This is a genomic window from Chachezhania antarctica (assembly GCF_003646465.1).
Taxonomy (GTDB): Bacteria; Pseudomonadota; Alphaproteobacteria; order Rhodobacterales; family Rhodobacteraceae; genus Chachezhania; species Chachezhania antarctica.
The window spans coordinates 194,695-220,903 of sequence record NZ_QZEX01000001.1 but is presented as its reverse complement, the minus strand read 5'-3'; the positions used below and the strand labels follow the sequence as shown (position 1 = coordinate 220,903).

Below are 26,209 nucleotides of genomic sequence, written 5' to 3'. Positions count from 1 at the left end.
CCCCCGGACAATCTTCGTGTCCGGAGGATTTGCCTTGAATTGTTCGTGTCCGGGCCGGTTCAGGCGTAGACGGCTTCCCTGCCGAAGTGCTTCGTCAGCAGGTAATACAGCACCGCGCGGTGCTTGTGGCGCTCTGACATGCCGTAGGTTTCGATCGCCTTTTGCAAACCGGTGTCGAGTTCGGGCCCGTCCGGCAAGCCCAGCTTCTTGATCAGGAAGTTCTTCTTGACCGTCTCCAGCTCTTTCGGCTGGCTCGAGGCGACGGTGCAGGCGTCGGCATCATAGATCGCCGGGCCGCAGCCGATGGTCACCTTCTTCAGAAGCTCCATGTCCGGCTGAACGCCGCATTTCGTCTTCAGATCGTCGGCATATTGCGCAATCAGATCGTCGCGTTTGCTCATCTTTCTGTCCTCCCTACCTGACAGTGCCCTCAACGGTAGACGGATGTGGCGATCGCACAACCAAAAGTTTCCAAGCCCGTTTGGCCACATCGCCGGGCGGTATGGCCGTTCCGGTGAAGGTGCGTGGAGACCACGCACCCTACCGCGCGTCGGAAGAGGAGCGATGTCGGGGGAACCTTGGCTTTAGGCGGACGGGAGGGCCGTCTGGACTCTTTTACCTTCGGCCGGTTTGACGGGCTGGCCGGACGAAAGATCGGGCTGCAAACCGGGAAACAGTTACAGAAGAGCCCACGCCGGGGGGACGGCGCGGGCTGATCGAGCCTGGGGCTCGGGGGCGTGTGAACGCGGGGAAGTTACGAGCCGCTGAGCGGGGCCGTTGCATCCGACGGGGCTGCGTCCATCGACGTCACGTCAGCCATGGACGTGTCGTGGGGCAGACCTTCGACACCGGTCTCGTCGAACTCGGGACGTTCCTTCAGGGCTTCGGCCGTGGCGCCAACCGTGAAGAACGTGCCGTCTTCCGACAGTTCGAATTCGTTCATCGGCAGGGCCACGGTGTATTCGGCCAAGCCAAGGAAACCGCCGATGCCGATCACGGCCGCCGGTTCGCCGTTTTCGACGACAACATAGTCGATCTCGCCGATACGCTCTTCTTCCGGGCTGTACGCGATCATGCCGACCACGTCGCCAACCGTCATCTGGTCAACGCTGGTAAAGCGCGTGTCGTCCGCGACTGCCGGATCGACCGGAGCGGCGGTTGTCACTGCGGGTTCATCGGCCGCGTCTTCCATGTCATCGGCGGTATTTTCGGCAGCGCGTTCCACGTCTTCGGCGGTATTATCGGCGGCGCGGGCCGCATCATCAGCCGTGTTGTCGATGGCCTGAGCCGCGTCTTCCGCCGTGTTTTCCAGTGCGGTTCCGGCGCTGGAAGCTGCGTTCCCGGCCGCGTCGAGGGTAGACTCGGCCGCGTTTTCCAGGCTTTCGCCGGCTTCGTTCAGGTTTTCACCGACGGTATCCGTGGATTCCATCTGGGTGCTGGTCGATGCGTCTGCCTCGATCTCGGCGTCTTTCTTGACGGCGGTCCCGGCCAGAGCGGTGGTCGAGAGCAGTGCGGCGATGGCGGTGCCAGTGGCGATTTTCTTGATAAGCATTGTAGCCTCCTACGCGCTATTGCTGATTGCATAGACAAGCGAGCGAGAGGCCGATTTGTTCCCATGGGCATTCCGGCGATGCGCGGTTTGCCGCCTGAGGCGGGGCATGGGCCCCGAAAGCGCGGGGGGCCGGCGCGACAGGCGCCGGCCCCCGTGTATATCAGTAGCGGTAGTGATCCGGCTTGAATGGGCCGTCCGGGCTGACGCCGATATAGGCCGCCTGTTCGTCGGTGAGCGTCGTCAGTTTCACGCCGATCTTGTCGAGATGCAGGCGCGCGACTTTCTCGTCCAGATGCTTGGGCAGAACGTAGACTTCGTTCTTGTACTGGTCACCCTTGGTGAACAGTTCGATCTGCGCCAGAACCTGGTTGGTGAAGGACGCCGACATCACGAAGGACGGGTGCCCGGTCGCGTTGCCGAGGTTCAGCAGACGGCCTTCGGACAGCAGGATCATGCGATTGCCCGAAGGCATCTCGATCATGTCCACCTGTTCCTTGATGTTCGTCCACTTGTGGTTCTTCAGGTTCGCGACCTGAATTTCGTTGTCGAAGTGGCCGATGTTGCCGACGATGGCCATGTCCTTCATCTCGCGCATGTGCTCGATACGGATCACGTCCTTGTTGCCGGTCGTGGTGATGAAGATATCGGCCAGTGGCAGCATGTCTTCCAGCGTCGCGACCTGGAAGCCGTCCATTGCCGCCTGAAGCGCGCAGATCGGGTCGGCTTCGGTCACGACAACACGTGCACCCGCACCCGACAGCGACGCGGCAGAGCCCTTGCCCACATCGCCATAGCCGCAGACGACGGCGACCTTGCCGGCCATCATGGTGTCGGTGGCGCGGCGGATGCCGTCGACCAGCGATTCCTTGCAGCCGTACTTGTTGTCGAACTTCGACTTGGTGACGCTGTCGTTCACGTTGATGGCGGGGAAGGGCAGGTGGCCTTTCTCCATCATCTGGTACAGGCGATGCACGCCGGTCGTGGTTTCTTCGGTCACGCCCTGGATGGCGTCGCGCTGCTTGACGAACCAGCCCGGGGTCTCGGCCATGCGCTTCTTGATCTGGGCGAACAGCGCCTCTTCCTCTTCCGAGGTGGGCGTTTCGATCAGGTCGGTTTCCCCTTCTTCAACGCGTGCACCCATGAGGATGTACAGCGTCGCGTCCCCGCCATCGTCGAGGATCATGTTGCAGGTGCCGTCCGGGAAATTGAAGATCTTGTCACAATAGTCCCAGTACTCGGGCAGGGTTTCGCCCTTCACGGCGAAGACGGGCACGCCGGACTTGGCGATTGCTGCGGCTGCATGGTCCTGGGTGGAGAAAATGTTGCACGAGGCCCAGCGGACGTCGGCGCCAAGCGCCACCAGGGTCTCGATCAGAACGGCGGTCTGGATCGTCATGTGCAGGGAGCCTGCGATCCGTGCGCCGGCAAGCGGCTTGGCTGCTCCGTACTCTTCCCGAAGGGCCATCAGGCCGGGCATTTCGGTTTCCGCGATGTCCAGCTCTTTGCGGCCATATTCGGCCAGGGCGATGTCCTTGACGATGTAATCTTCGGTCATGACGGGTTTTGGTCCTCTCAGCTACGGTCCCGGCGGGCTTACCAGCCTGCAGGAAGACTGGCAACGCGCCACAAGGAGACAGTGTAAGCGAAATGACAATTCCCGCCCTGCGGGAGGGCGCCGGGCGTTCCGCGTCCGCATCGCGTTCGGTTTTTCTGCAGTTGCACAATGCGCGGCGCCCGAGACCGCGTCGCGGATGGACGAGTCGCAGGCCTCGACGCAAAAAAGGCGTCCGGACCATGTCAAAATGCCAATTTGCTTGATCGATTCGCGTTTCCGGTCTCTGCTGTGTTCAATAAGTGGGCAGTTGGCAGGAAGTTGCTTGGGCACCTCCGGCCAAACGTGAATATTTCTTAAACAAAAGCGCAACTATAGGCTGATCTGACGGGGTCTTCGCAAACCATATCGAACCAAAAATCGCCGGTCAGTAGACCGGGAATGCCTTGGAAAGGCATATCTTTCAGAGGTTTAGTTGACTTTTTCACAAACTGCTTGCAAGTTGCCGCCCGAGAAACCGCGCTGCCTAGAATTTTGTCGAACTGGTGAAGTCCTCGAAATGGGGGATTTCCTCCACTTTGCAGATGCAGCGCCATGCGTTAACAAACCGTAAAGGAACGCTTTGATGAACCTTCCGTAAGCGGTGACCAGTTCGCCTCCGGAAGGTTGGCATTTCAGACCGTGTGCTTTGAGGAACGAACATCATGTCAATTTTAGACACAGCAGATTTCAAGGATATCCGGTCCGGATCGGCAGCCTCCCAAGCAGACTCTGGCAAGTCCGGCCGCGCTTTCTACCGCCGTTTCGGCAAACGGGCCGCAGACATCGTTCTATGTCTGACACTTCTCCCCGTCATCGCGCCCGTCATCCTGATGCTCTGGCTCTTTGTGCGCCGCGACGGTGGTCCCGGGTTCTTCGGCCATCGCCGTATCGGACAGAACGGGAAGGTCTTCCGCTGCTGGAAGATCCGCACCATGGTTGTGGACGCGGAAACCAAGCTGCGCGACCACCTTGCCAAAAATCCGGCGGCTGCCGAGGAATGGGAGCGCGACCGCAAGCTGGAGAACGACCCCCGAATCACCAAGCTGGGCAACTTCCTTCGCAAGTCGAGCCTGGATGAGCTGCCGCAGATCTGGAACGTCCTGCGGGGCGACATGAGCTTTGTCGGCCCGCGCCCGATCGTGCGGTCCGAAATGAACAAATACGGCGTTTATCGCAACGCTTACAAGACGATGAAGCCCGGGATCACCGGCCTCTGGCAAGTGTCCGGGCGCAACGACATCAGCTACGACGAACGGATCGGCCTGGATCTGGAGTACATGCAGACCGTTTCGTTCTTCAAGGATCTGGAACTGGTTGCCAAGACGGGGACCGCCGTCCTGTCGCGCACCGGCAAGTAAGACGACGATCAAGCGCGATCTTGTAAGCCGCGGCTGGTTCACCAGCCGCGGTTTTTCGTCGTCCCGTCAGGTCGAAATGAAACTGACCGTGTCGGCGGAAATGCTTGCTGCAGTCAGCCGGCCGCTGGCATAGGCGCCGGTATCGATGGAAATCACGCCCATCTCCGCCATTGGCGTTTCGACGATGGTATGCCCGTGGACGACCCAGGTGCCGTCCTGCCGCGGCATGGTTCCGAACGCGGGATGGCCCCATAGCAGCGTGTCTTCCGACTGTTCGGCGATTGGCGCCGACGGATCGGCAGCGGCATGAACGACGGCCACGTTGCCCGATTCCCAGCTTTGCGGCAAACCGCGGAGCCAGGGTTCGATGTCGCCCATCGCGTCCCGAAGCCGGTCCCGCGTTGCATACCATTCCTGTTCGGTTCCACCGCCCACGGGCGGCGAAACGCCGAAGCTGCCGCAGGTCTGCAATCCGCCATGGCGCATCCATGTTGGACCGTTCACGTCAGGATCGCCGAGGAAATCGAGCAGCATCCGTTCGTGGTTTCCCATCAGGCAGACAACCGACGATTCGGTCGTATCCAGGGCCTGAAGCCGGCGATAGACCGCCGCGCTTTCCTCTCCCCTGTCGCCATAGTCCCCGACGAATACCAGATGACCGGTATTCGGTACGGATTCGATCTTTTTCAGCAGTTTTGCCAGAAGCCTGTCACATCCGTGTATGTCTCCGATCGCCATGAAGGGCGTCTCCGGAGAAACCGGCGTGTCGAATGTGGGTTTGGTGCCACGGCGTCTGAAAAGTCTTAGCATTTTCCCGAAATAGATCGTTTTCTTCCCGCGTCCAAGCGTCCAATAGGTATCAATGGCCAGAAGGTTACAACGTGTCGATATCCTGACGGCCCCGCCTTGCGGGCATGGGCCTGTGAGGGGTCGTGCGGCAAGCGGGGCCACGCTTTTGGGGGATGCGTTGAAAGCGAACGGAAAGATACACCTGAGATCGAAGGCGGCTCTGACCGCTGCTTCGATCGCGGTCAGCCTGGCCGCGGCGTCTCCTTCCGTGGTGTCCGCCGAAGAGCCGATCTGGAAGAACCCGACCTTCAACTTCATGGGTGTTCCGGGCATGGTCGACATGCCATCCGCGCATCCAATGCCGGATGGAGAGCTGTCGATTGTGGCCGGGGGCTTCGAAAATACCGTCCGGACGACGCTCAGCTTTCAGTTCTCCCCGCGTCTGACGGCGTCGTTTCGATATGCACTACTTCAGGGCTTTAGCGTGCAGCGGCCCTCATACTATGACCGAAGCTTCGATGTCCGGTACCTTCTGAGCGAAGAAGGTCTTTATAATCCGGCCATTACAGTCGGACTTCAGGACATTGGCGGCAGCGGAATTTATTCGGGCGAATACCTGGTCGGGACCAAGACATTCGGACGCTTGCGGGCGACGGCCGGCATCGGCTGGGGCCGATTCGGAAGCTACAATGGCTTCAGCAACCCGCTGGGCATCTTCGGAAACTACTTCAAGAACCGGCCCGGGCAGCGGCAGTCCGGCGTGGACCAGACGGGCCGACTGGATACCGGGAAGTGGTTCCGCGGCGACGCGGCACTTTTCGGTGGCGTTGAATATCAGTACTCGGATCGGCTGCGGTTCTCGCTGGAATACTCGTCGGATGCCTATGTGGCGGAATCCCGGAACATGGATTTCGAACGCAATTCGCCCTTCAACGTCGGCGTGAACTACCAGCTGAACGACAGCGTGGACCTGCGCGCGGGCTACCTTTACGGATCCACGGTCGCGGCGCAGCTAAGCTATGTTTTCGATCCGAAGAACCCCAACGCCTATCCGAGCGGTCTTGAAGGCGCGCCGCCCCCGTTGCGCGTGCGGGGGGAGCAGACGGCCGAGCAACTCGGCTGGACGGCGGAACAGCTTCAGCCGCATAACCTGCATATCTCGCTGGCCGAAGCGATGCAGCAGCAGGGCCTGCAGTTCGAATCCTTCCGGCTGGACGGCAACGTCGCCTATGTGAAGTTTCGCAACGGCCGCGAGTACTATACCGCAGCCGCGGTCGGCCGCGTTTCGCGGATCATGACCCAGCTGATGCCGGATTCGGTGAGCCGCTTCGTCATCATACCCGTGACGGACTACGGCCTGCCTGTTTCCAGCATCACGATTGAACGCAGCGATCTGGAAGAGCTCGAATTCGAACCCGACGGCTCGTGGGACAGCTTCGCCCGCGCCGTTTTCGACGATGCCTACGACACGACGAGTGTGCTCAGCTTCCCGAACGACATCTACCCGGCGTTCGACTGGGGGTTCGGTCCCTACCTGACGCTGGTCTTCTTCGATCCCAACAACCCGCTGCGGTACCAGGTCGGCTTGCAGGCCAACGCGACCTACGAATTTTCGCCGGGAACGATCGTGTACGGCCGGCTCGACGGCCGGCTTGCCGGAAACGAAGACGGGCTGCCGCCGTCGAACTCGCAACTCCCGCGAGTAAGGACGGACGTGGATCTCTACGCGCAGGAGGCGGCCGACATCACCCTGGCCAACCTGTTTGGGGCCAAGTACTTCCGTCCGGGCCAGGATTTGTTCGGCCGCGTGTCCGCCGGTTATCTGGAAATGATGTATGGCGGTATCTCGGCAGAAGTTCTCTGGAAGCCGGTCGACAGCGCCTTCGGCGTGGGTGCCGAGATCAACTACGTCAAACAACGCGCCTTTGATCAGTTGTTCGGATTCCAGGATTACGAAATCGCCACTGGCCACGTGTCATTCTACAACGAAAGCCGGGGCGGATACCTTTATCAGCTGGATGTCGGTCGCTACCTTGCCGGTGACTGGGGCGCGACTTTTTCGCTTGCCCGGGAGTTCGACAACGGGATCCGGATCGGGGCCTACGCCACGCTGACGGATGTGCCGTTCGATGAGTTTGGCGAAGGATCGTTCGACAAGGGTATCACCATCGAAATCCCCTTCACCCAGGTGTTCGGCCGGCAGAACGATCGCGAATTCTATCGCGAAATACGCCCGGTCCTTCGCGATGGCGGCGCAAGGCTGAACGTGCCGGGGCGGCTCTACCACGAGGTTCGCGAGAAGCAGCAACCGATTTTGCAGGAACAGTGGGGGCGGTTCTGGCGATGAGAAAGCTGACACGGAAAGCAATAGCGTCTCTCGCTCTGGGGCTGTCGGCCCTGACGGGCTGCACGGAACTCATCGACGACCCGGGGATCCTGGCCGAGCTCTACGGAGACTTCCGGCAGTCGAGGCAGACACCCGACGACATCCGACCGCTCATCACACCCGCGAACGTGAAAACGACGGGCGTTCCGATCATCTTTGCAGAGCTTCCCAAGCGCGAGCAACAGGCAATCCTTTCGATCCAGACCACGACCCGAGGCCGCATCGTCTGGGTTTCGGGGGATGGGGCGGCATTCACCGAATACAACGGCGTTCTCGTGGGGACTCGCGGACTCGGCAACGACTTGATGAATGTCGACACAGGTGAGGTTGGTCCGGCCCTGCGCGGTGAACGCAGTACGGCCACGCGCGTGAACCGGTACATGAACGGACTGGGCCAGATCGTGGCCGTTCCGTTCGTCTGCGACTACACCCGACAGGGCCAAACCCAGGTTGAATTGACGACAGGATTGTACCCTGCGACCCAGATCACCGAATCCTGTACGGGCAAGGATGACAGCTTTGAAAACGTCTACTGGTTCACACCCAGCGGAAAACCGCGCAAAACACGCAACTGGATCAATGCCGACGTGGGTTTTGTGGACTTGGAATTCCTTACAAACTAAAAGGTTACGGACCTATACAACAATCTTTTCTGCACCTGCAAAAAGCTTGAAATTTGGTTCACTTTACGTTAAGAAATATCTAGCTCATTTGGAGGTTTGACCATGAAGAAGTTTATTGCTCTCGGCGCACTCGCATGCGTTCTCGCTTTCGGCTCGACTGAAGCATCTGCTCAGGACCTTAATCTGCTTGGACTGGGTAACGCATCTGCGGGCGTCGTAGTCGGCACCATCTTTGTCGGCGGTGTCCTGCTGTACGTTGTCGCCAACGGCGACGGCACCACGACCACCACCACGACGCTGAACTGATCCCATTTTTTCAGCAGACTGCGCGACAGAACAGAGGCGAACCTGCATCAGGTTCGCCTTTTCTCTTGCCAGACGTGGCCTAGTCTCATGAATCGGGTAAGCATTGGTAAGATAACGGGAATCGATGGGGGCGTCGGTCTAAGTATGCGAATTCCAAAATTCTTGGCGTTAGCGGCGGTATCGACGCTCTTCCTGAGCGGATGCGGGCTCGTCTACTTCTCGCCCAAGGTCAATCCGGTTGCGGATTCAGGTGCGAAAGTCCGCGTGATTCCAATCACGTCCGAATCTGTGATGATCGCGAATCGGTCCACCTACGAACCCAAGACCCTGCCCGCGGCGTTCTTTTCCAGTGCCGGTCTGGGCAGCAGTCGCGGCAGCGGCATCACGGCACCCAGCCCGGTTGTGGATTCGTCCGACAAGCCCGGCTTCATGGCCACGCGCCTTCCGCCTCCGGCGCCGCGTCAGCCTTACGAGATCGGGGTCGGCGACATTGTGTTGCTGGCAACGCCCAGCACCGGCTCTACGGTCGAGCAACTTACGGGTCTCCTGGCTGCCTCCAATTCGCGTCAGGGCTATACCGTTCAGGACGATGGCTCCATTGCCATTCCGAAGGTTGGCCGTGTGGCCATTGCCGGCATGACCATCGAAGAGGCGGAAAGCGAACTTTTCCGGCGCTTGGTCGATAACCAGATCGATCCGACCTTCAGCCTTGAAATCGCAGAGTTCAAATCCCGCAACGTGTCGATCGGCGGCGCCGTCGATCAGCCGGGCGTGGTGCCGATCACGCTTCAGCCGCTCTACCTCGACGCCGCGCTTGCAGCGGCCGGCGGGGTAAACAGCCAGGACCTGGATTATGCGTCGGTGCGAATCTACCGGGACGGGGAACTCTACCAGATTCCCCTTCGGGAACTGTATTCGAACCGTGGCCTCCAGCAGATCCAGCTTGTGGACGGCGACAGCGTGTTCGTGGACACCACGTACGAGCTGAACCGAGCCCAGGCCTATTTCGAAGAACGTATCGATCTTGCCCGGCTGCAGCAGAGCGACCGGCAGCTTGCGCTGACGGAACTGCGGTCCGAAGTCGATCTACGCAGGAATGAGCTGAACGAACGCCGCGAGAACTTCAAGGAGTTGATCCAGCTCGACGCCATCGACCGCGACTACGTCTACCTGACCGGCGAGGTCAAGAATCAGGCCCGTTACCCAATGCCTTACAACCAGAAGGCCACGCTGGCCGACGCACTTTACAGCGATGGCGGCGTTCCGACGCGTACGGGCAACGTTAAGCAGATCTACGTCCTGCGCGGATCGCCGGACCCGCGTGAATTCGGTGCGATCACCGCCTATCAGCTGGACGGTACGAACGCGACGAACTTCATTTACACGACCCGGTTCGAGCTGCGTCCGAACGACATCATCTTCGTCGCCGAACAGCCCGTCACCAAGTGGAGCCGCGTGATCACCCAGATCACCCCGTCGCTGATCAACTCGACCACCGCAAACGTTGTGAACTAGGCAACGCGCGCCACGTCCGAGGAAACAAAAAACCCGCCCATGTCACCATGGGCGGGTTTTCGTTTGTCCGGGGTCAGACCCGTCAGCCGATGATTGCGTTCAGGCTGGCCGACGGGCGCATCACCTTCTCGGTCTTGTCCGCATCGGTGTGGTAGTAGCCACCAAGATCGGCAGGCTTGCCCTGGGCGCCGGCAAGTTCGGCCAGGATATCGGCTTCCTTGTCGGCCAGCGCCGTGGCGATGGGCGCGAAGTGGGCGGCAAGGTCGGCATCCTTCGACTGCGCCGCCAGGGCTTCGGCCCAGTAGCGGGCGAACCAGTAATGGCTGTCGCGGTTGTCGGGTTCACCCACCTTGCGGCTGGGGCTGCGACCATGGTCCAAAATACCCTGCGTCGCGGCATCCACCGCTTCACCCAGCACCCGCGCCTTTTCGTTGCCCTTGGCATCGGCCAGGAACTTCAGGCTTTCCCCCAGCGCGCAGAACTCGCCAAGGCTGTCCCAGCGCAGGTGATTTTCTTCCACCAGCTGCTGCACGTGCTTGGGCGCGGACCCGCCCGCGCCGGTTTCGAACAGGCCGCCGCCCTGCATCAGCTTCACGATCGACAGCATCTTCGCGCTGGTCGCCAGTTCAAGGATCGGGAACAGGTCGGTCAGGTAATCGCGCAGGACGTTGCCGGTGATGGCGATCGTGTTCTCGCCCTTCGTGATCGTCTCCAGCGACGCGCGCGTGGCTTCCCGCGGGGCCATGATCTCGAACTTGTCGGCCACGCCATTGGCTTCCAGGATCGGTTTCACGTAGGCGATCAGTTCCGCATCGTGGGCGCGGTTCGCGTCCAGCCAGAAGATCGCGCGGTAGCCGGTGGCCTTCTGACGGGCAATGGCCAGGTTCACCCAGTCCTCGATCGGCGCCTTGCGGGCCGAGGCGGAACGCCAGATGTCCCCCGCTTCTACCGCGTGTTCGTGCAGCACGGTCCCGTCGTCCAGCACCATCTTCACGGTGCCATCGGTGGGGATCTCGAACGTGGTGGGGTGCGAGCCGTATTCTTCGGCCTTCTGCGCCATCAGCCCAAGGTTCTGCACCGTACCGACGGTGGCCGGGTCCAGTTTTCCGTTTTCCTTGAAGAACTTGATCGTCTCGTCATAGACGGGCGCATAGCTGTCGTCGGGGATCACGCAGTTGGTATCGTGCTGCGCGTTGTCCGGGCCCCAGCCCTTGCCGCCGTCCCGGATCAGCGCGGGCATCGAGGCATCGATGATCACGTCCGACGGCACATGCAGGTTGGTGATGCCCTTGTCCGAGTTCACCATGTACATCGGCGGACGTTCTGCGCGGACCGCGTCAATCGCGGCCATGATCTCGGCGTCGTCCTTCACCCGCTCCAGCAGGTCTCCCATGCCAGAGGCAGGGTTGACGCCAAGCGCCTTCATCTTGTCGCCGTACTTGTCGAAGACCGGCTTCAGCCATTCCTTGACCGCGTGCCCGAAGATGATCGGATCCGAGACCTTCATCATCGTGGCCTTCATGTGCAGCGAAAACAGCGTGCCTTCGGCCTTCGTCTTTTCGATCTCGTCGGCCAGGAACGCATCCAGCGCCTTGCCCGACATGAAGGTCGCATCGACGACGGTCCCGGCGGGATAGGAGACGCCCTCTTTCAGGACCTTCTCGCCATCGGCGGTTTCCAGAACGATCTTCGCGGTCGCGGCCTTGTCCAGCGTCGCCGAGCGTTCGTTCGAGAAGAAATCGCCGCCCGACATCGACGCAACGCGGGTCTTGCTGTCCTTGACCCATTCGCCCATGCGGTGCGGGTTGGCCTTGGCATAGTTCTTGACGGCCTCGGCCGCCCGGCGGTCCGAGTTGCCTTCGCGCAGAACCGGATTCACGGCCGAGCCCTTGATCGAATCGTACCGGGCGCGAACGGCCTTTTCTTCATCCGTTGCAGGATCTTCCGGGTAATCGGGAAGGGCATAGCCCTGCGACTGAAGCTCCTTCACCGCGGCCACCAGCTGCGGGACCGAGGCCGAGATGTTCGGCAGCTTGATCACGTTGGCCTCGGGCGTCTTCACCAGCTCGCCCAGTTCGGCCAGGTCGTCGGATTGTTTCTGGTTGTCGCTCAGCGCTTCCGGGAAGGTCGCGATGATGCGTCCGGCAAGCGAAATGTCCTTGGTGCCAACCGAAACGCCGGCGGCATCGGCAAATGCGCGGATCACGGGAAGCAGCGAGGCCGAGGCGAGCTCGGGCGCTTCGTCCACCTTGGTGTAGATAATGTCGGGAGTCGTCGAATCAGCCATGTTTTTCAGCCCCTCTTCATGTTCGGGGTGGCTTAGCCCGATGTGACAGGCCCGTCCACAGTGCCGAAGCCGCAGGGCGTCTCCCGGCAACCCGCTGCCCGGTTTCGCATCACAGCCGGTCCGCCTTCGGCGGGAGTACTGGGAAAAAGAAGAAGGGGTGCGTGCCTGACTTCTTTGGTCTTCAAATACCTCGGGGGTGTGGGGGCAGCGCCCCCATTGCTAATCCAGCGGAGGAACCGATTGTGCTGCGGCAACGGCCTTTTGCCAGCGGGCATAGCGTGCGGCGCGCTGGGATTCGTCGGATTGCGGGGTGAACTGGCGTTCGACCTGCCAGCGGGCGGCAAAGCCCTCCTGATCGGGCCAGATCCCGGCCTGCATGCCCGCCAGCCACGCCGCGCCAAGCGCCGTGGTTTCCGGCAGAACGGGGCGGTCGACCGGGGCGCCCAGGATGTCGGCCAGGCCCTGCATCGCGACGTCGGAAACACTCATCCCGCCATCGACTCGCAGCACCGTTTCGCGCGCGCCTTGCCAGTCGGCTTGCATGGCTTCCCACAGGTCGCGGGTCTGGAAGGCCACGGCCTCCAGCGCCGCGCGCGCGAATTCCGCGGGTCCCGAATTGCGGGACAGTCCGAAGATCGCGCCGCGGCAATCCGGATCCCAGTAGGGGGCGCCCAGCCCGGTGAAGGCCGGCACGACCACAAGGTCCTGCGCCGGATCGGCTTGTTGTGCCAGTGGCCCGATCTCTTCCGCGCGCTCGATCATCCCCAGCTCGTCGCGCAACCATTGCACGATGGCGCCGGCGATGAAGATGGAGCCTTCGAGCGCATAGGTCCGCTTGCCGCCGAACTGGTAGGCGATTGTCGTGAGCAACCGGTTCTGCGAGGCGACAGGTTCGGTACCGGTGTTCAAAAGCGCGAAGCAGCCTGTTCCGTAGGTCGATTTCAGCATGCCGGGCGAAAAGCACGCCTGCCCCAGCGTGGCCGCCTGCTGGTCCCCGGCGGAGCCGCGGATCGCGATTGGTCCGCCGAACAGGCGGTCTTCGGTGGTGCCGAAATCATCCGCGCAATCGCGGATTTCGGGCAGCATTTCCATCGGGATCTCAAGAAGCGCGCAGATCTCGGCGCTCCACGTGCCCGACCGGATATCGCACAGCATCGTGCGGCTGGCATTGGTTGCGTCGGTTGCGTGAACCTTGCCGCCGGTCAGGCGCCAGATCAGCCATGTTTCGATGGTGCCGAACAGGATCTCTCCCTTCGCGGCGCGGGCGCGGGTGCCGGGATAGGTATCGAGGATCCACTTGATCTTGGTGGCCGAGAAATACGGATCCAGCAGCAGGCCCGTGACCTCGGTCACCATCGCTTCGTGCCCGCCGTCGCGCAGCGCGTCGCACATGCGGGCGGTGCGGCGATCCTGCCAGACGATGGCATTGTGGACGGGTTTGCCGGTGTCCTTTTCCCAGAGCACCACGGTTTCGCGCTGGTTGGTGATGCCGATGCCGGCAATGTCCGCGGCGGTGGCCACCTGGCTCATCGCGGCGCGGGTTACCTGAACGGTCGACTGCCAGATTTCTTCCGCGTCGTGTTCGACCCAGCCCGAGTTCGGGTAATGCTGGGTCAGTTCCTCCTGCGCGCTGTCCTGCACCTGCATGTCGGCGTCGAACAGCAAGGCGCGCGTCGACGTGGTGCCCTGATCGATGGCCAGAATGTGGCTCATGTCACTCCTCCCTCGGGTGTCGGGCTTCAGCCTAACCCGAACGGCGGGCCTTCATCCAGCTACGAAGCAGCGCCACCTTGTCGGGCCCCAGCCGCAGCCCCAGTTTCGACCGCCGCCACAGCACGTCTTCGACGGTGCGGGCATATTCGCGGTCCATCATCCACGCCACTTCGCGCCCCGTCAGCGTGGCGCCGAAATCCTGCCCCAAGTCGCCGGGCGAATGCGCCTCGCCCAGGATGGAATGGGCTTCGGTGCCATAAGCGCGGAACAGGCGGTTGGCCCAAGCATCGTCGAGGAAGGGGAACGCGCGCTGCAATTCGGCGATCTGGTCGTCCACCGCGTCCACCGGGAAATCGCCGCCCGGCAGCGATGCCCCGGCCGTCCAGTCCGATCCGGTGTGGTCCAGCACGCTGGCCACCTTCTCCAACGCGCTTTCGGCCAGCCGCCGGTAGGTTGTGATCTTGCCGCCGAAGACGTGCACCACAGCCGCGCCGCCAGTGCGTTCCAGCTTCAAGGTGTAATCCCGCGTCGCCGCGGTGGCCGAGCGGGTTTCGTCGCCATCGTCATAGAGCGGCCGGACACCGGAATAGCGCCAGACCACGTCCGCTGGCGTGATCGGGGTTTCGAAGTAGTCCGACACGAAGCGGCAGAGATAGGCCTCCTCCTCCTCCGTGCATTCCGGGGGCTGGTCGGGGTTGGTATGATCGGCGTCCGTGGTGCCGATCAGGGTAAAGTCCTGTTCATAGGGAATCGCAAAAACGATGCGGCCATCGGGGCCTTGCAGGAAGTAGGCCCGGTCGTGAACGAACAGGCGGCGCGTCACGATATGGCTGCCGCGGACAAGGCGGATCTGGGCGGGTGAGTTCGACCGCACCATACCTGTCGCCACGTCTCCCACCCATGGACCCGCGGCATTGACCAGAACGCGGGCGACGCGGGTTTCTTCCGAGCCGTCGGGATTGCGGATCCGCAGCCGCCAAAGCCCGGCACGCGGTTCGGCGGAAATCACCTTGGTTCGGGTCAGGATCGTGGCGCCGCGGGCCTCGGCATCGCGGGCGTTCAGGATCACCAGCCGCGAATCCTGTACCCAGCAGTCGGAATATTCGAAGGCCGTCTTGTAGCCGGGCTTCAGCACCGCGCCCGCGGGATCTTCGGCGAGGTTCAGCCGCGTGGTGCCGGGCAGGATGTCACGCCCGCCCATCCGGTCATAGGCGGCAAGGCCCGCGCGAATCATCCATGCAGGCCGGCGACCCTTCAACCAGGGCATGGTGCGCGAAAGCAGCTTGGCGGCGGGCGTTGTCGTAGGGAAGCGCATGTCGGGTGACAGGGGCAACACGAAGCGCATGGGCCAGCTGATGTGCGGCATCGCGCGCAGAAGGACTTCTCGTTCGGCCAAAGCCTCGCGCACCAACCGGAATTCGAAGAACTCGAGATAGCGCAGGCCGCCATGGAACAGCTTGGTAGAGGAGGATGACGTGGCCGAAGCCAGATCGCCCATTTCGGCGAGCACGACGGACAGTCCCCGACCGGCCGCATCCCGCGCGATGCCGCAGCCGTTGATGCCACCCCCGATTACAAACACATCGCTGATCTTGCCGTCTTCGCTCACGTAATCCGCCCGTCCACTGAGTCCGTCCAAAACAAAACAATTTAACTAAACCGTGCTGAGACCTACACGCCCGCAGTAAAAGGGTAATATGTGACAGAACGCCCGGCAGGCCAGAGAGGTTGCATAATAAACCCGACCCGGCGACCGTCGTGCGCGTGCACTGAGCGGAAAGCTCTTGTGTCGATTGAAGACTCGGCCAAGACTGTGCCCAGAAACGAGCCCCAAGGGCCCAAGTACAACGTGACGGGAGCTATAAGATGAAACAATTCGCCAAACTCGCGATGGCGAGCGCGATAGCCTTGGCCGCCGGGATCGGCGCTGCGGACGCCAAGGAAGACGTGATCATCGCCATGCAGTTGGAACCGCCGCATCTCGATCCCACGGGCGCGGCTGCGCAGGCGATCGATTCAGTGCTGTATGCGAACGTGTTCGAAGGGCTTACCCGGTTCATGGGCGACGGCTCTGTCGTGCCGGCGCTGGCGGAAAGCTGGGAGATCTCGGAAGACGGCAAGACATATACGTTCAAGCTGCGCGAAGGCGTGACCTTCCACGATGGCACCACGATGGATGCCGAGGACGTCAAATTCTCGCTGGATCGTGCGCGGGCCGAGGATAGCACCAACGCGCAGAAGGCGCTGTTTGCCGGGATCGAGAGCGTCGAGGTCGTGGACCCGCAGACGGTGGCCGTGACGCTGACCGAACCGCAGGGCAGCTTCCTGTTCAACCTCGCCTGGGGGGATGCCGTGATCGTGGCGCCGGAAAGCATCGACGGCATCAAGGAGACGCCCGTCGGCACCGGGCCCTATGTCTTCAAGGACTGGGTGAAGGGCGACAAGATCGTGCTGGCGGCCTATCCCGACTACTGGGGCGACGCGCCCGCGATCAAGGACGCGACGTTCAAGTTCATCTCTGACCCGACGGCCGCGTTCGCTGCCGTGATGGCCGAAGACGTGGATGCCTTTGCAGGCTTCCCGGCACCCGAAAACCTGCCGCAGTTCGAAGCCGATCCGCGGTTCAAGGTGCTTGTGGGCTCGACCGAAGGCGAGACGATCCTGTCGACCAACAACAATATGGAGCCGTTCGACAACAAGAACGTCCGCAAGGCGCTGGCGCACGCGATCAACCGGCAGGAAATCATCGACGGCGCGATGTATGGCTATGGCACGCCCATCGGCACCCATTTCGCGCCGCACAACCCGGACTATGTCGATCTGACCGGGAACTCGGAGTACGATCCGGAACTGGCCAAGCAGCTTCTGGCGGATGCGGGCTATCCCGACGGGTTCGAGACGACGCTGTACCTGCCGCCGCCGTCCTATGCGCGCCGCGGGGGCGAGATCATTGCCAACCAGCTGGCGCAGGTGGGCATCACCGCGAAGATCGAGAACGTCGAATGGGCACAGTGGCTGGAATCGGTCTTCAAGGGCAAGAATTTCGGGCTGACGATCGTCTCCCATACCGAGCCGATGGATATCGGGATCTACGCCCGGCCGGATTATTACTTCCAGTATGACAACCCGGCCTTCCAGGACCTGATCGCCCAGCTGGACGTGACGGCGGACCCGGAACAGCGCTCGGCCCTTGTGAAAGAAGCGCAGCAGACCATCGCGGACGACTATGTGAACGGCTACCTGTTCCAGCTGGCCATGCTTAGCGTGGCGAAGGAAGGCCTGAACGGACTGTGGGAAAACGCGCCCACCGCCGCGACCGACCTGTCCCAGATGAGCTGGGACGAGTGACGGTATCGGGGGCGGGATCGCGCCCTCCCCCACCCACCCGCCCCGGGCGGGCTCGGGCACGATGCGGCGCGTGCCGCGCCGCGGTGGGATGAAACGGGCGGGCCTTTCGGGGCCCGTCTATCTTTCGCGGGAACATCGGCCTTGGCGCGCGGTTGCTTCCCGGTAACGGTGTGGGAGTGCGACCGGTGACGGACCCTGAATTCTGGGAAATGGAAGAGGGGTTCTGGAAGAACGGCCCCGAATACTACATGGCGCGCATGGCGAATGGTGCGGTGATGGTCTACCCCGAACCGACAGGCATCCTGACCGGCGACGCGATCCTGGAAGAGCTGGAAAGCCGGCCGCGTTGGACCTCTGTCCTGATCGACGATCGTGTACTGGCGCGCGACGAAGATACCGTCGTGCTGGCATACCGCGCCCGGGCTCTTGTGGACGGTGGGTCACCGTACTTCGCGACGTGTGCGTCGACCTACGTGGGCCATGGCCCCGTCTGGCGGCTGCTGGCGCACAACCAGACGCCCGAAACCGAATAGGCCTTTGCCCCGTTGCCTGCGGGCGGGCATAGTCCGCGCACCCAAGGAAAGAGCAAGCTGATGGACATCATTCCCGCCGGCAGCCAGGCGAGCGTGCCGGGCAATCCCGACTATTTCACCGGTCAGGTCTACCTCGATCCGATCGTCTCGTCCCATCCGCCATCGCAGGTGAACGCGGCGCGGGTGACCTTCGCCCCCGGGGCGCGGACCGCGTGGCACACCCATCCGCTGGGCCAGACGCTGCATGTTCTGACCGGCGAAGGCCGCGTCTGCGTGAAGGGCGAAGCGCCCCGGGTGATCCGGCCGGGCGATACCGTCTGGATCCCGCCGGGAGAAGTCCACTGGCACGGCGCCGGGCCCGACACGATGATGACCCATATCGCCGTGCAGGAAGCCGTCGATGGCAGCGCGGCTGACTGGTTGGAGCCTGTATCTGACGCGGATTACGCCACGTCAGCGGACTGACGTAAAGGCGCCGCGTTATCCCTCTGGACCACTGTCGCCGCCGCTCATAACGTGGCGGCGATGTTGAGATATATACTGAAACGGTTGGCGTCTCTGATGGTCACCCTGGCAGTGGCCAGCGTTGTCATTTTCGCCGTGATCGAGGTGGCGCCGGGCGATCCCGCGTCCTTCATGCTGGGGGTCAATGCGCAGCCCGACACGGTCGCGGCGCTGCGGGCCGAGCTGGGGCTCGATCAACCCAAGGTGCAGCGGTATTTCAGCTGGATCGGCAACATGCTGACCGGTGATTTCGGCACATCCTACACCTATCGCAGCCCGGTGACGGAGATCATCGGCGACCGGCTTTGGGTTTCGGTGCCGCTGGCGGTCTATGCGCTGGTGCTTTCCACGCTGATCGCCTTTCCCGCCGGCATCTTCGCCGCTGCGCGTCGGGGCAAAAGCGGCGACATCGCGGTGATCGGTGGCACGCAACTGGGTGTCGCGGTGCCGAACTTCTGGTTCGCGATGATGCTGGTGCTGGTCTTCGCCATCAACCTGCGCTGGTTCGGGGCGGGGGGCTTTCCCGGCTGGTCTGGCGGCGTGTTTCCGGCGCTGAAGGCGTTGACCCTGCCCGCCATCGCGCTGGCCCTGCCGCAGGCGGCGATCCTGACGCGGGTGATGCGGTCGGCCCTGATCGACGTTCTGGGCGAAGATTTCATGCGCACCGCCCGCGCCAAAGGCCTGACAAGGAGCCAGGCGATCTGGCGGCACGGGGTGCGGAACGCCCTGATCCCGGTGCTGACGATCCTTGGCCTGCAGGTGTCGTTCCTGATCGCGGGGTCCATCGTGATCGAACAGGTCTTCTACCTTCCGGGCCTTGGCCGGCTGATCTTCCAGTCGATCAACGCGCGCGACCTGATCGTCGTGGAATCGGTCGTCATGCTGCTGGTCTTCGCCGTGGTCCTGATCAACTTCCTTGTCGACATCACCTACGCCATCGTCGACCCAAGGCTGAGGCAGCGGTCATGATGCGCACGCGTTTCAACCTTGGCCTGGGCATTGCGCTGACGGCGATCCTGGGCGCAATGGCGCTGATCGCGCTGGTCTGGACGCCCTATGACGTGAACGTCATGAACATCGCCGGCAAGCTGCAGCCGCCGTCGATGCAGCACCTGCTGGGCACCGATCAGCTGGGGCGGGATATCCTGTCCATGATCATGGTGGGGGCGGGGACCTCCATCGCGGTGGCGGCCCTTTCCGTCGTCATCGGGCTGGTCTTCGGCGTACCGCTGGGGCTGGTCGCGGCGTCCAACAAGGACGGCTGGCTGGACGAGCTGATCATGCGGTGGAACGACGTGGTCTTTGCGTTCCCGTTCCTCGCGCTCGCCATCCTGATCACCGCCGTTCTGGGCGCATCGGCTGCCAATGCCGTGCTGGCCTTCGGCATCTTCAACATCCCCGTCTTCGCCCGCGTCACCCGCGGCGGGGCGCTCAGCCTGTGGGAGCGGGAATTCATCCTGTCGGCACAGGTATCGGGCAAGTCGCGGGCGTGGATCTCGGCCGAACATATCCTGCCGAACGTGGCGAACATCCTGATCGTGCAGGGAACCATCCAGTTCGCGCTGGGTATCCAGGTGGAGGCGGCGCTGTCCTTCATCGGCCTTGGCGTGCAGCCGCCCACGCCGTCGCTGGGCCGGATGCTGGCCGATGCGCAGACACTGGTGACGCTGGCGCCACACATGGCGATCTTCCCCGGCCTTGCCATCATCCTGATCGTGCTGGGCCTGAACCTGCTGGGCGACGGGCTGCGCGATCTGCTGGATCCGCGCCTGAAGGGGGACCGGTCATGAGCCTGCTTGCCATCGACAACCTGTCCCTGTCCATCGGGCGCTACGATATCCTGAAGAACGTCTCGCTGGATGTGGCCCCGGGCGAGATCGTGGCCGTCACCGGCGAAAGCGGGTCGGGCAAGTCGATGACGGCCCTATCCGTGATGCAGTTGCTGCCCGACCGCGCCGTGACCAAGGGCCAGATCACGCTGGACGGGCACGAGTTGCTGACAACATCCGAGGCCGAGATGTGCTCGATCCGCGGCCGCCTCACCGGCATGGTGTTCCAGGAGCCGATGACGGCGCTGAACCCGGTCAAGACCATCGGCGCGCAGGTGATGGAGACGATCCTGCTGCACACCAGCGCCACAAGGGCCGAGGCCGAAACCCGCGCCCGCGACGTGCTGGACCGGGTGGGTTTGCCGCAATCGCGCTTCCCGCTGGGCCGGTTCCCGCACGAACTGTCGGGCGGGCAACGGCAGCGGGTGGTGATCGCGATGGCCATCGCGCTGCGCCCGAAGCTCCTGATCGCGGACGAACCGACGACGGCGCTGGACGTGACGACTCAGGCGCAGATCCTCGACCTGCTGAAGGGGCTGGTGGCGGATTACGGCATGGGCATGCTGATGATCACCCACGATCTGGCGGTCGTGTCGGGCATGGCCGACCGGATCGTCGTGATGCGGTATGGCGAGGTGGTGGAAACCGGAGCCACGGCCGAGCTTTTTTCCAACATGCAGCATCCCTACACGAAGATGCTGTTCGACGCCTCGCGCCACCGGGTCGACCTGCCCGAAGCCCGTGCCGAGGCGCCCTTGCTGGAGGTTCGGAACGCGGTTCGCGACTACGCCCTGCCGCGCACGCAGCTGTTCCAGCCTCGGGAATATTACCGGGCCGTTCGGGATGTGTCGTTCACGCTGCAAAAGGGCGAACGGCTGGGCCTTGTCGGCGAATCGGGCTGCGGGAAAAGCACGCTGACCCGCGCGATCCTTGGGCTGGAACCCTTGCAAGGCGGAGAGATCAAGCTGAACGGGCTGCCTGTCCTGTTACAGGGCCGGCCCAATCTTGCGGTGCGCCGGCAGATGCAGGTGGTGTTCCAGGACCCGTTCGGATCGTTCAACCCGCGCCACCGGGTCGACCGACTGGTGACGGAACCGTTCCACCTGCTGGACGATCCGCCAAGGGGTCGGGCCCGGAAAGATGCGGTGGACGAAGCGCTTACCGCCGTCGGGCTGCAGCCGTCGGATGCCCGGAAATATATCCACGAATTCTCGGGCGGGCAGCGCCAGCGGATCGCGATTGCCCGGGCGCTGATCATCCGGCCCGAGCTGATCCTCTTCGACGAAGCGGTCAGCGCACTGGATGTGTCGGTACGGGCGCAGATCCTGGATCTGATTGCGGATCTTTGCCGGAGCTACGGGTTGAGCTATCTTTTCATCAGTCACGATCTTAGTGTCGTACGCACGATCACCGACCGGGTCATGGTCATGAAAGCCGGAGAAATCGTCGAAGAAGGCGGAACCGAGGCAGTGTTCAACGATCCGCAGCACCCTTACACGCAGGCCCTGATCGCCGCGGCGCCGGTGCTGCCCGATCCTGTGGAAGAGGCAGTGTAAGGCATGTCGAAAGACGTTCAGTTACGGCCGGTGGACCGGACGGACGCGCGTTTCCTGTCGGTGCTCCTGAATGTCTATCTGCTGGACGTTGCGCCAGGTGCGACGCTGGATCCGGTGAAGATGGTCGACCGCATCTGGAACGAAGGTGGGCACTACGGGCTGTGGATCATGGACGGGCCGAAGCGCGTGGGCTTCGCGCTGGTGCGCGATGCCAGGAATGGCGCGCGCGAACTGTCGGAGTTCTGTATTCTGGGCGCCTATCGCAACCGGGCGTTCGGCCGTGCCGCCGCCCATGCGCTGGTGAACGAATTGCCCGGCAAGTGGTTTCTGGGCGTGGCAAAGGGGGCCACGGGGGCCAGGGAATTCTGGCACAAGGTGCTGGAAGACTGCCCGAACATCCGCAACCTGAAATCAGGTCGCCCGCAATCAAGGCATCAAAGCGAAACATTGCATTTCGAGATCGTGGACGAGGGCGGTGCTCCGTCAGACGGATCAGGCCGCGGTAGCGCAGAAGAAAAAAAGACCGACAAGGCCGAAGTCTGACAGGGCCTGAGGCCGCCGCTTTCATGATGCCGCTTCGAAGTGGCTGGCACTGGACGGTACTTCAGACCACGACGGCAATCCGCTCCTGTTCGCCCACGCCGAAGACGCGTTTGTAGCGCTCGACCTCGTCCGCCGGTCCCAGCGCCTTTTCCGGGTTGTCCGAAAGCTTGACCGTCGGCCGTCCATTGGCGCTGACCGCCTTGCAGACAAGCGAGAACGGCGCGAGCGCGTCATCGGGGACCAGTCCGCGGAAATCGTTGGTCAGGAGTGTGCCCCAGCCATAGGACACCAGCGCCCGCCCGGCGAAGCGGTCATGCAGCTCCAGGATCCGGTCGACCGACAACCCGTCCGAGAAGATGATCCGTTTCGTCGTCGGATCCTCGCCGCGTGATTTCCACCAGTCGATGGCGGCCTCCCCCGCGGCGAAGGGATCGCCGCTGTCGATGCGCACGCCGGTCCAGCCGGCCAGCCAGTCTGGCGCGCGGTCGAAGAACCCCTGCGATCCGTAGGTGTCGGGCAGGATGATCCGCAGGTTGCCTTCGTGTTCGTCGTGCCAGTCCTGCAGTACGTCATAGGGCGCACGGGCCAGTGCCGCGTCGTCATCGGCCAGCGCGGAATAGACCATGGGCAGTTCGTGCGCGTTGGTGCCGATGGCCTCGACCTCGCGCCGCATGGCGATCAGGCAGTTCGACGTGCCGGTGAATTTCGGGCCCAGGCCTTCCATCATCGCCTGCACGCACCAGTCCTGCCACAGGAAGGAATGCCGGCGCCGCGTGCCGAAGTCGGCGATGAAAAGGCCCTCGACCCCGCGCAGCCGTTCGATCTTTTCCCACAGCAGCGTCATCGCGCGGGCGTAAAGCACCTGCAGTTCGAACCGTCCCATCGCGTTCAGAACGGCCCGGCCGCGCAGTTCCATCAGGATGGCCAGCGCCGGGATTTCCCACAGCATGACTTCGGGCCACGTGCCTTCGAAAGTCAGTTCGTACTGATCGCCCTTGCGTTCCAGCTGGTAGGGCGGCAGGCGCAGGTTTTCGAACCATTCCATGAAATCCGGGCGGAACATCTGGCGCTTGCCGTAGAACGTGTTGCCGCGCAGCCAGGTGCTTTCCCCGCGGGACAAGGACAGCGACCGGACATGATCGAGCTGTTCGCGCAGCTCGCCTTCGTCGATCAGATGCGCCAGCGGGATCGAGGTGGTGCGGTTGATCAGCGAAAAGGTGACCTGCGTGTCGGGCTTGTTGCGAAAGACCGACTGGCACATCAGCAGTTTGTAGAAATCGGTGTCGATCAAGGACCGCACGATCGGGTCGATCTTCCACTTGTGATTGTAGACGCGTGTCGCGATATCCACGGGCCGGCTCCTCCGCCACCATTGTTCCAGCTTACGGCTCAAGGCTCCCCTGCCGCGGCGCGGGCATGTCACACCAAGGCGCGGGGCAACGCAAGCCGGGAAAGACGGTGCGCGGCGATGGGCCGTTGCGTTCGGGATGCCGGCGAAAGGGCGCCTATTCCGCCGCGCGATGCTCCGGCGGGCGGCAATGGGTCCGGATCGCTTCCAGCAGCTGGGCCTTGCGGACGGGCTTGGACAGGAAGGCATTCATGCCCGCCTGCAGGCATTCGGCCCGGTCGCCCGCGAAGGCATTGGCCGTCAGGGCGATGATCACCGGTTGCGGGATGTCGTCCATCTCGCGGATCTGTCGTGTCGCCTCGATCCCGCTCATGATCGGCATCGACATGTCCATGAACACGACATCGGGTGCCAGCTTGCGGGTCAGGACCACGACTTCCTGGCCATCATGGGCAAACTGCAGATGCAGCGGGGACCCTTCCAGGAACTTCTCGATCAACAGGCGGTTCACCCGGTTGTCTTCGGCCACAAGGACCGACAGCCCGGCATACTGCGACATCGAGGTGGTCGAGCGCTCAGCTGACCGTTCCCCGGACACCCGTGCGCAATCCTCCGGGTAGGCCAGTGTCAGGTTTACAGTGAAGGTCGTGCCGACCCCTTCTTCCGATGTGACCTCGATCCAGCCGCCCATCGCCTCCACGATCATGCGGGCGATGGTAAGGCCCAACCCCGTGCCACCGAACCGCCGCGTGGTCGATGCCTCGGCCTGGCTGAACCCTTCGAAGACGCGATCCAGCTTGTCGGACGGGATGCCGATGCCGGTGTCGCACACTTCGAAGATGACATCGTGCCCTGCCCCGGTATCAAAGCTGCGCGCCCGTAATGTGACCGAGCCGCTTTCGGTGAACTTCACCGCATTGCCGACGAGGTTCAGCAGCACCTGCCGCAGGCGCCCGTCATCGGCAAAGACAGTTTGCACCAGCGTGTCGCCGGTATCGAGCTCAAGCCTCAGGCCCTTGTCGCGGGCTTGCGGGCCCAGAAGGCGGATAAGCGCGGTCAAGGTTTCGGGCAGATCGAAGTTCACCGGGCTCAACCGCATCTTTCCGGCGTCCAGTTTCGACAGGTCGAGGATATCGTTGATCACCGTCAACAGCGCCTGGGCCGAACTTCGGATGGTGTCGGCAAACAGCCTCTGATCCTCGTCCAGGTCGGTTTCGGCCAGAAGGTCGGCCATGCCCATCACGCCGTTCATGGGTGTGCGGATCTCGTGACTCATAGTGGCAAGGAAATCTGCCTTGGCTTTCGCGCCTTCTTCGGCTGCGAGTTTTGCCGCTGCCAGCTCGGTCGCGTGAAGTCTGGCGGCAGTGACATCGCGTTCGACGGAAACGACCATTTCCGGCTGTCCGTCTTCGCCCGCCACGGGGACAATGTTGATGTCGGTCCAGATCTTTCCGCCGGCCTTGGTGTAATTCAGGATCTCCCCCCGGAAGGGGCGGCCGTTTCGCACCGCATCGGCAATCGCGGCAACCGTTTCATCGGACGTGTCGGGCCCGTCCAGAAGATCGCCGATCCGGCGACCCTCCGCTTCCTCCCTCGTGTAGCCGGTGTTGCGGGTGAACGCGTCGTTCACCCACGTGATGACGCCCCCGGGCCGGGACAGGATCACGCTGTCATTGGCATTGCGCGCGACGAGGTTCAGCCGGTGCATTTCCCGTTGCCTTCGGCGCATCGCGTCATTGGCGGCGGCCAGTGCGTTGGCCTGCTCCTTCAGCACCTGATCCTGCCGCCGCCGCTGCCGCCTTCCCGAATAGACGGAATCGAGAAACATGCGCACGTAGAAGGCCAGCAGCACGGCGCCCAGCGTGTTCAGGATCAGCACCGGATCCCATTCATCGGCCCGGATAAGCGATCCGGTCAGAACCGTGGCAAGCGTTACAATGTAGATCCCCAGCCGGATACGGGTGACGCGGGGGTGATAGGGCATCAGAAGGCCGGAACTGGCGGCCATGCTGACCATGAAAGCAAGGGCGAACAGCGGCGCCTGCCCGGTGACGCTGCCGAAAAACATGACGAACACGCATATCGAGAAGGCGAGCGATTGCACGATCGCCGAGATCATCGTGCGGCGAAATCCGTCCTCCAGCGACAGCGTCCGGCCCAGTCGGGAGCGCACGCGGCGCATCGTCCGGTTATCAATGAATTCAACGGTGAGCAGCATCAGGTACGTGAAGATACCCAGCACCGGACCTTCGAAGGTCAGGATAACCAGACCGCAGATGGCATAGCCCAGTTGCCGTGCCGTTGCCTGATGCAGGCGCACGTCAAGATACTGGACAAGCGCCGCCTTGGGATCGTCGTCCTGAAATTGCGGGGCCGATGCTGACGCGTCGTCCGGGGAGGCGGAGGCCATAAGCGCCCTCTGGTC

Annotated in this window: 22 protein-coding genes; 12 read left to right on the top strand and 10 right to left on the bottom strand. The window is 62.7% G+C overall.

What is annotated here, in order from left to right; all coding sequences use genetic code 11:
* Window positions 1–59: 59 nt before the first annotated feature.
* The 4 genes from D4754_RS01075 to D4754_RS23815 all read right to left on the bottom strand — a co-directional run bounded on the left by D4754_RS01075 (window position 60) and on the right by D4754_RS23815 (window position 3,700).
* Window positions 60–401 carry a DUF2853 family protein gene (locus D4754_RS01075; protein WP_121060776.1) on the bottom strand — a complete coding sequence of 114 codons (342 nt, stop codon included), beginning with the start codon at window positions 399–401 and terminating at the stop codon, window positions 60–62.
* Between the two features lie 353 nt (window positions 402–754).
* Window positions 755–1,552: a hypothetical protein gene (locus tag D4754_RS01070; protein WP_121060774.1), complete on the bottom strand. Its 798-nt coding sequence runs from the start codon at window positions 1,550–1,552 to the stop codon at window positions 755–757.
* Window positions 1,553–1,712: 160 nt separating this feature from the next.
* Window positions 1,713–3,107 carry an adenosylhomocysteinase gene (gene ahcY / locus D4754_RS01065; RefSeq protein WP_121060772.1) on the bottom strand — a complete coding sequence of 465 codons (1,395 nt, stop codon included), beginning with the start codon at window positions 3,105–3,107 and terminating at the stop codon, window positions 1,713–1,715.
* Window positions 3,108–3,460: 353 nt separating this feature from the next.
* Window positions 3,461–3,700, bottom strand: coding sequence for a hypothetical protein (locus D4754_RS23815; RefSeq protein ID WP_163025739.1), 240 nt, complete (start codon window positions 3,698–3,700; stop codon window positions 3,461–3,463).
* A gap of 108 nt (window positions 3,701–3,808) precedes the next feature.
* Here D4754_RS23815 and D4754_RS01060 point away from each other — a divergent pair, with 108 nt between their 5' ends.
* A complete protein-coding gene (locus tag D4754_RS01060) occupies window positions 3,809–4,504 on the top strand; it encodes a sugar transferase (protein ID WP_121060770.1) in 696 nt (231 codons plus the stop codon).
* Window positions 4,505–4,570: 66 nt separating this feature from the next.
* Here the strand turns inward: D4754_RS01060 and D4754_RS01055 are convergent, their stop codons facing one another.
* Window positions 4,571–5,242: a metallophosphoesterase gene (locus D4754_RS01055; RefSeq protein WP_240453707.1), complete on the bottom strand. Its 672-nt coding sequence runs from the start codon at window positions 5,240–5,242 to the stop codon at window positions 4,571–4,573.
* 322 nt (window positions 5,243–5,564) lie between these two features.
* Here D4754_RS01055 and D4754_RS01050 point away from each other — a divergent pair, with 322 nt between their 5' ends.
* The 4 genes from D4754_RS01050 (at window position 5,565) to D4754_RS01035 (ending at window position 10,123) form a co-directional block, all read left to right on the top strand.
* Entirely contained in the window at window positions 5,565–7,640 is a 2,076-nt protein-coding gene (locus tag D4754_RS01050) for a YjbH domain-containing protein (protein ID WP_240453706.1), read from the top strand.
* Window positions 7,637–8,302, top strand: a complete 666-nt coding sequence (locus D4754_RS01045; RefSeq protein ID WP_121060764.1) for a YjbF family lipoprotein — start codon at window positions 7,637–7,639, stop codon at window positions 8,300–8,302. The genes D4754_RS01050 and D4754_RS01045 overlap by 4 nt, the downstream gene beginning before the upstream one ends.
* A 102-nt stretch (window positions 8,303–8,404) precedes the next feature.
* A complete protein-coding gene (locus tag D4754_RS01040) occupies window positions 8,405–8,608 on the top strand; it encodes a hypothetical protein (RefSeq protein ID WP_121060762.1) in 204 nt (67 codons plus the stop codon).
* Window positions 8,609–8,752: 144 nt separating this feature from the next.
* Window positions 8,753–10,123: a polysaccharide biosynthesis/export family protein gene (locus D4754_RS01035; protein WP_205589572.1), complete on the top strand. Its 1,371-nt coding sequence runs from the start codon at window positions 8,753–8,755 to the stop codon at window positions 10,121–10,123.
* A gap of 82 nt (window positions 10,124–10,205) precedes the next feature.
* Here D4754_RS01035 and D4754_RS01030 read toward each other — a convergent pair whose 3' ends face one another.
* The 3 genes from D4754_RS01030 to glpD all read right to left on the bottom strand — a co-directional run bounded on the left by D4754_RS01030 (window position 10,206) and on the right by glpD (window position 15,732).
* The gene (locus D4754_RS01030; protein WP_121060760.1) at window positions 10,206–12,410 is read right to left on the bottom strand and encodes an NADP-dependent isocitrate dehydrogenase; all 2,205 of its coding nucleotides are present in this window, start codon (window positions 12,408–12,410) and stop codon (window positions 10,206–10,208) included.
* A 219-nt stretch (window positions 12,411–12,629) separates the two neighbouring features.
* The gene (gene glpK / locus D4754_RS01025; protein ID WP_121060758.1) at window positions 12,630–14,123 is read right to left on the bottom strand and encodes a glycerol kinase GlpK; all 1,494 of its coding nucleotides are present in this window, start codon (window positions 14,121–14,123) and stop codon (window positions 12,630–12,632) included.
* A 31-nt stretch (window positions 14,124–14,154) separates the two neighbouring features.
* Complete coding sequence (gene glpD, locus D4754_RS01020) at window positions 14,155–15,732, bottom strand: glycerol-3-phosphate dehydrogenase (RefSeq protein ID WP_121060756.1); 1,578 nt, start codon at window positions 15,730–15,732, stop codon at window positions 14,155–14,157.
* 257 nt (window positions 15,733–15,989) lie between these two features.
* Here glpD and D4754_RS01015 point away from each other — a divergent pair, with 257 nt between their 5' ends.
* The 7 genes from D4754_RS01015 to D4754_RS00985 all read left to right on the top strand — a co-directional run bounded on the left by D4754_RS01015 (window position 15,990) and on the right by D4754_RS00985 (window position 22,436).
* Entirely contained in the window at window positions 15,990–17,471 is a 1,482-nt protein-coding gene (locus D4754_RS01015; RefSeq protein ID WP_121060754.1) for an ABC transporter substrate-binding protein, read from the top strand.
* A gap of 185 nt (window positions 17,472–17,656) precedes the next feature.
* Window positions 17,657–18,004, top strand: coding sequence for a hypothetical protein (locus D4754_RS01010; protein ID WP_163025738.1), 348 nt, complete (start codon window positions 17,657–17,659; stop codon window positions 18,002–18,004).
* Between the two features lie 60 nt (window positions 18,005–18,064).
* Entirely contained in the window at window positions 18,065–18,469 is a 405-nt protein-coding gene (locus tag D4754_RS01005; RefSeq protein WP_121060750.1) for a (R)-mandelonitrile lyase, read from the top strand.
* 60 nt (window positions 18,470–18,529) lie between these two features.
* Window positions 18,530–19,477, top strand: coding sequence for an ABC transporter permease (locus tag D4754_RS01000; protein WP_121060748.1), 948 nt, complete (start codon window positions 18,530–18,532; stop codon window positions 19,475–19,477).
* Complete coding sequence (locus D4754_RS00995; protein WP_121060745.1) at window positions 19,474–20,298, top strand: ABC transporter permease; 825 nt, start codon at window positions 19,474–19,476, stop codon at window positions 20,296–20,298. Before D4754_RS01000 ends, D4754_RS00995 begins: the two co-directional genes overlap by 4 nt.
* The gene (locus D4754_RS00990) at window positions 20,295–21,893 is read left to right on the top strand and encodes an ABC transporter ATP-binding protein (RefSeq protein WP_121060743.1); all 1,599 of its coding nucleotides are present in this window, start codon (window positions 20,295–20,297) and stop codon (window positions 21,891–21,893) included. Before D4754_RS00995 ends, D4754_RS00990 begins: the two co-directional genes overlap by 4 nt.
* 3 nt (window positions 21,894–21,896) lie before the next feature.
* Window positions 21,897–22,436: a GNAT family N-acetyltransferase gene (locus D4754_RS00985; protein ID WP_163025737.1), complete on the top strand. Its 540-nt coding sequence runs from the start codon at window positions 21,897–21,899 to the stop codon at window positions 22,434–22,436.
* A 61-nt stretch (window positions 22,437–22,497) separates the two neighbouring features.
* On the opposite strand, the gene D4754_RS00980 is transcribed toward D4754_RS00985, so the two are convergent.
* Together D4754_RS00980 and D4754_RS00975 are read right to left on the bottom strand one after the other, a co-directional pair.
* Entirely contained in the window at window positions 22,498–23,787 is a 1,290-nt protein-coding gene (locus D4754_RS00980) for a nicotinate phosphoribosyltransferase (protein WP_121060739.1), read from the bottom strand.
* A gap of 154 nt (window positions 23,788–23,941) precedes the next feature.
* A complete protein-coding gene (locus D4754_RS00975; RefSeq protein WP_121060737.1) occupies window positions 23,942–26,194 on the bottom strand; it encodes a hybrid sensor histidine kinase/response regulator in 2,253 nt (750 codons plus the stop codon).
* Window positions 26,195–26,209 lie beyond the last annotated feature (15 nt).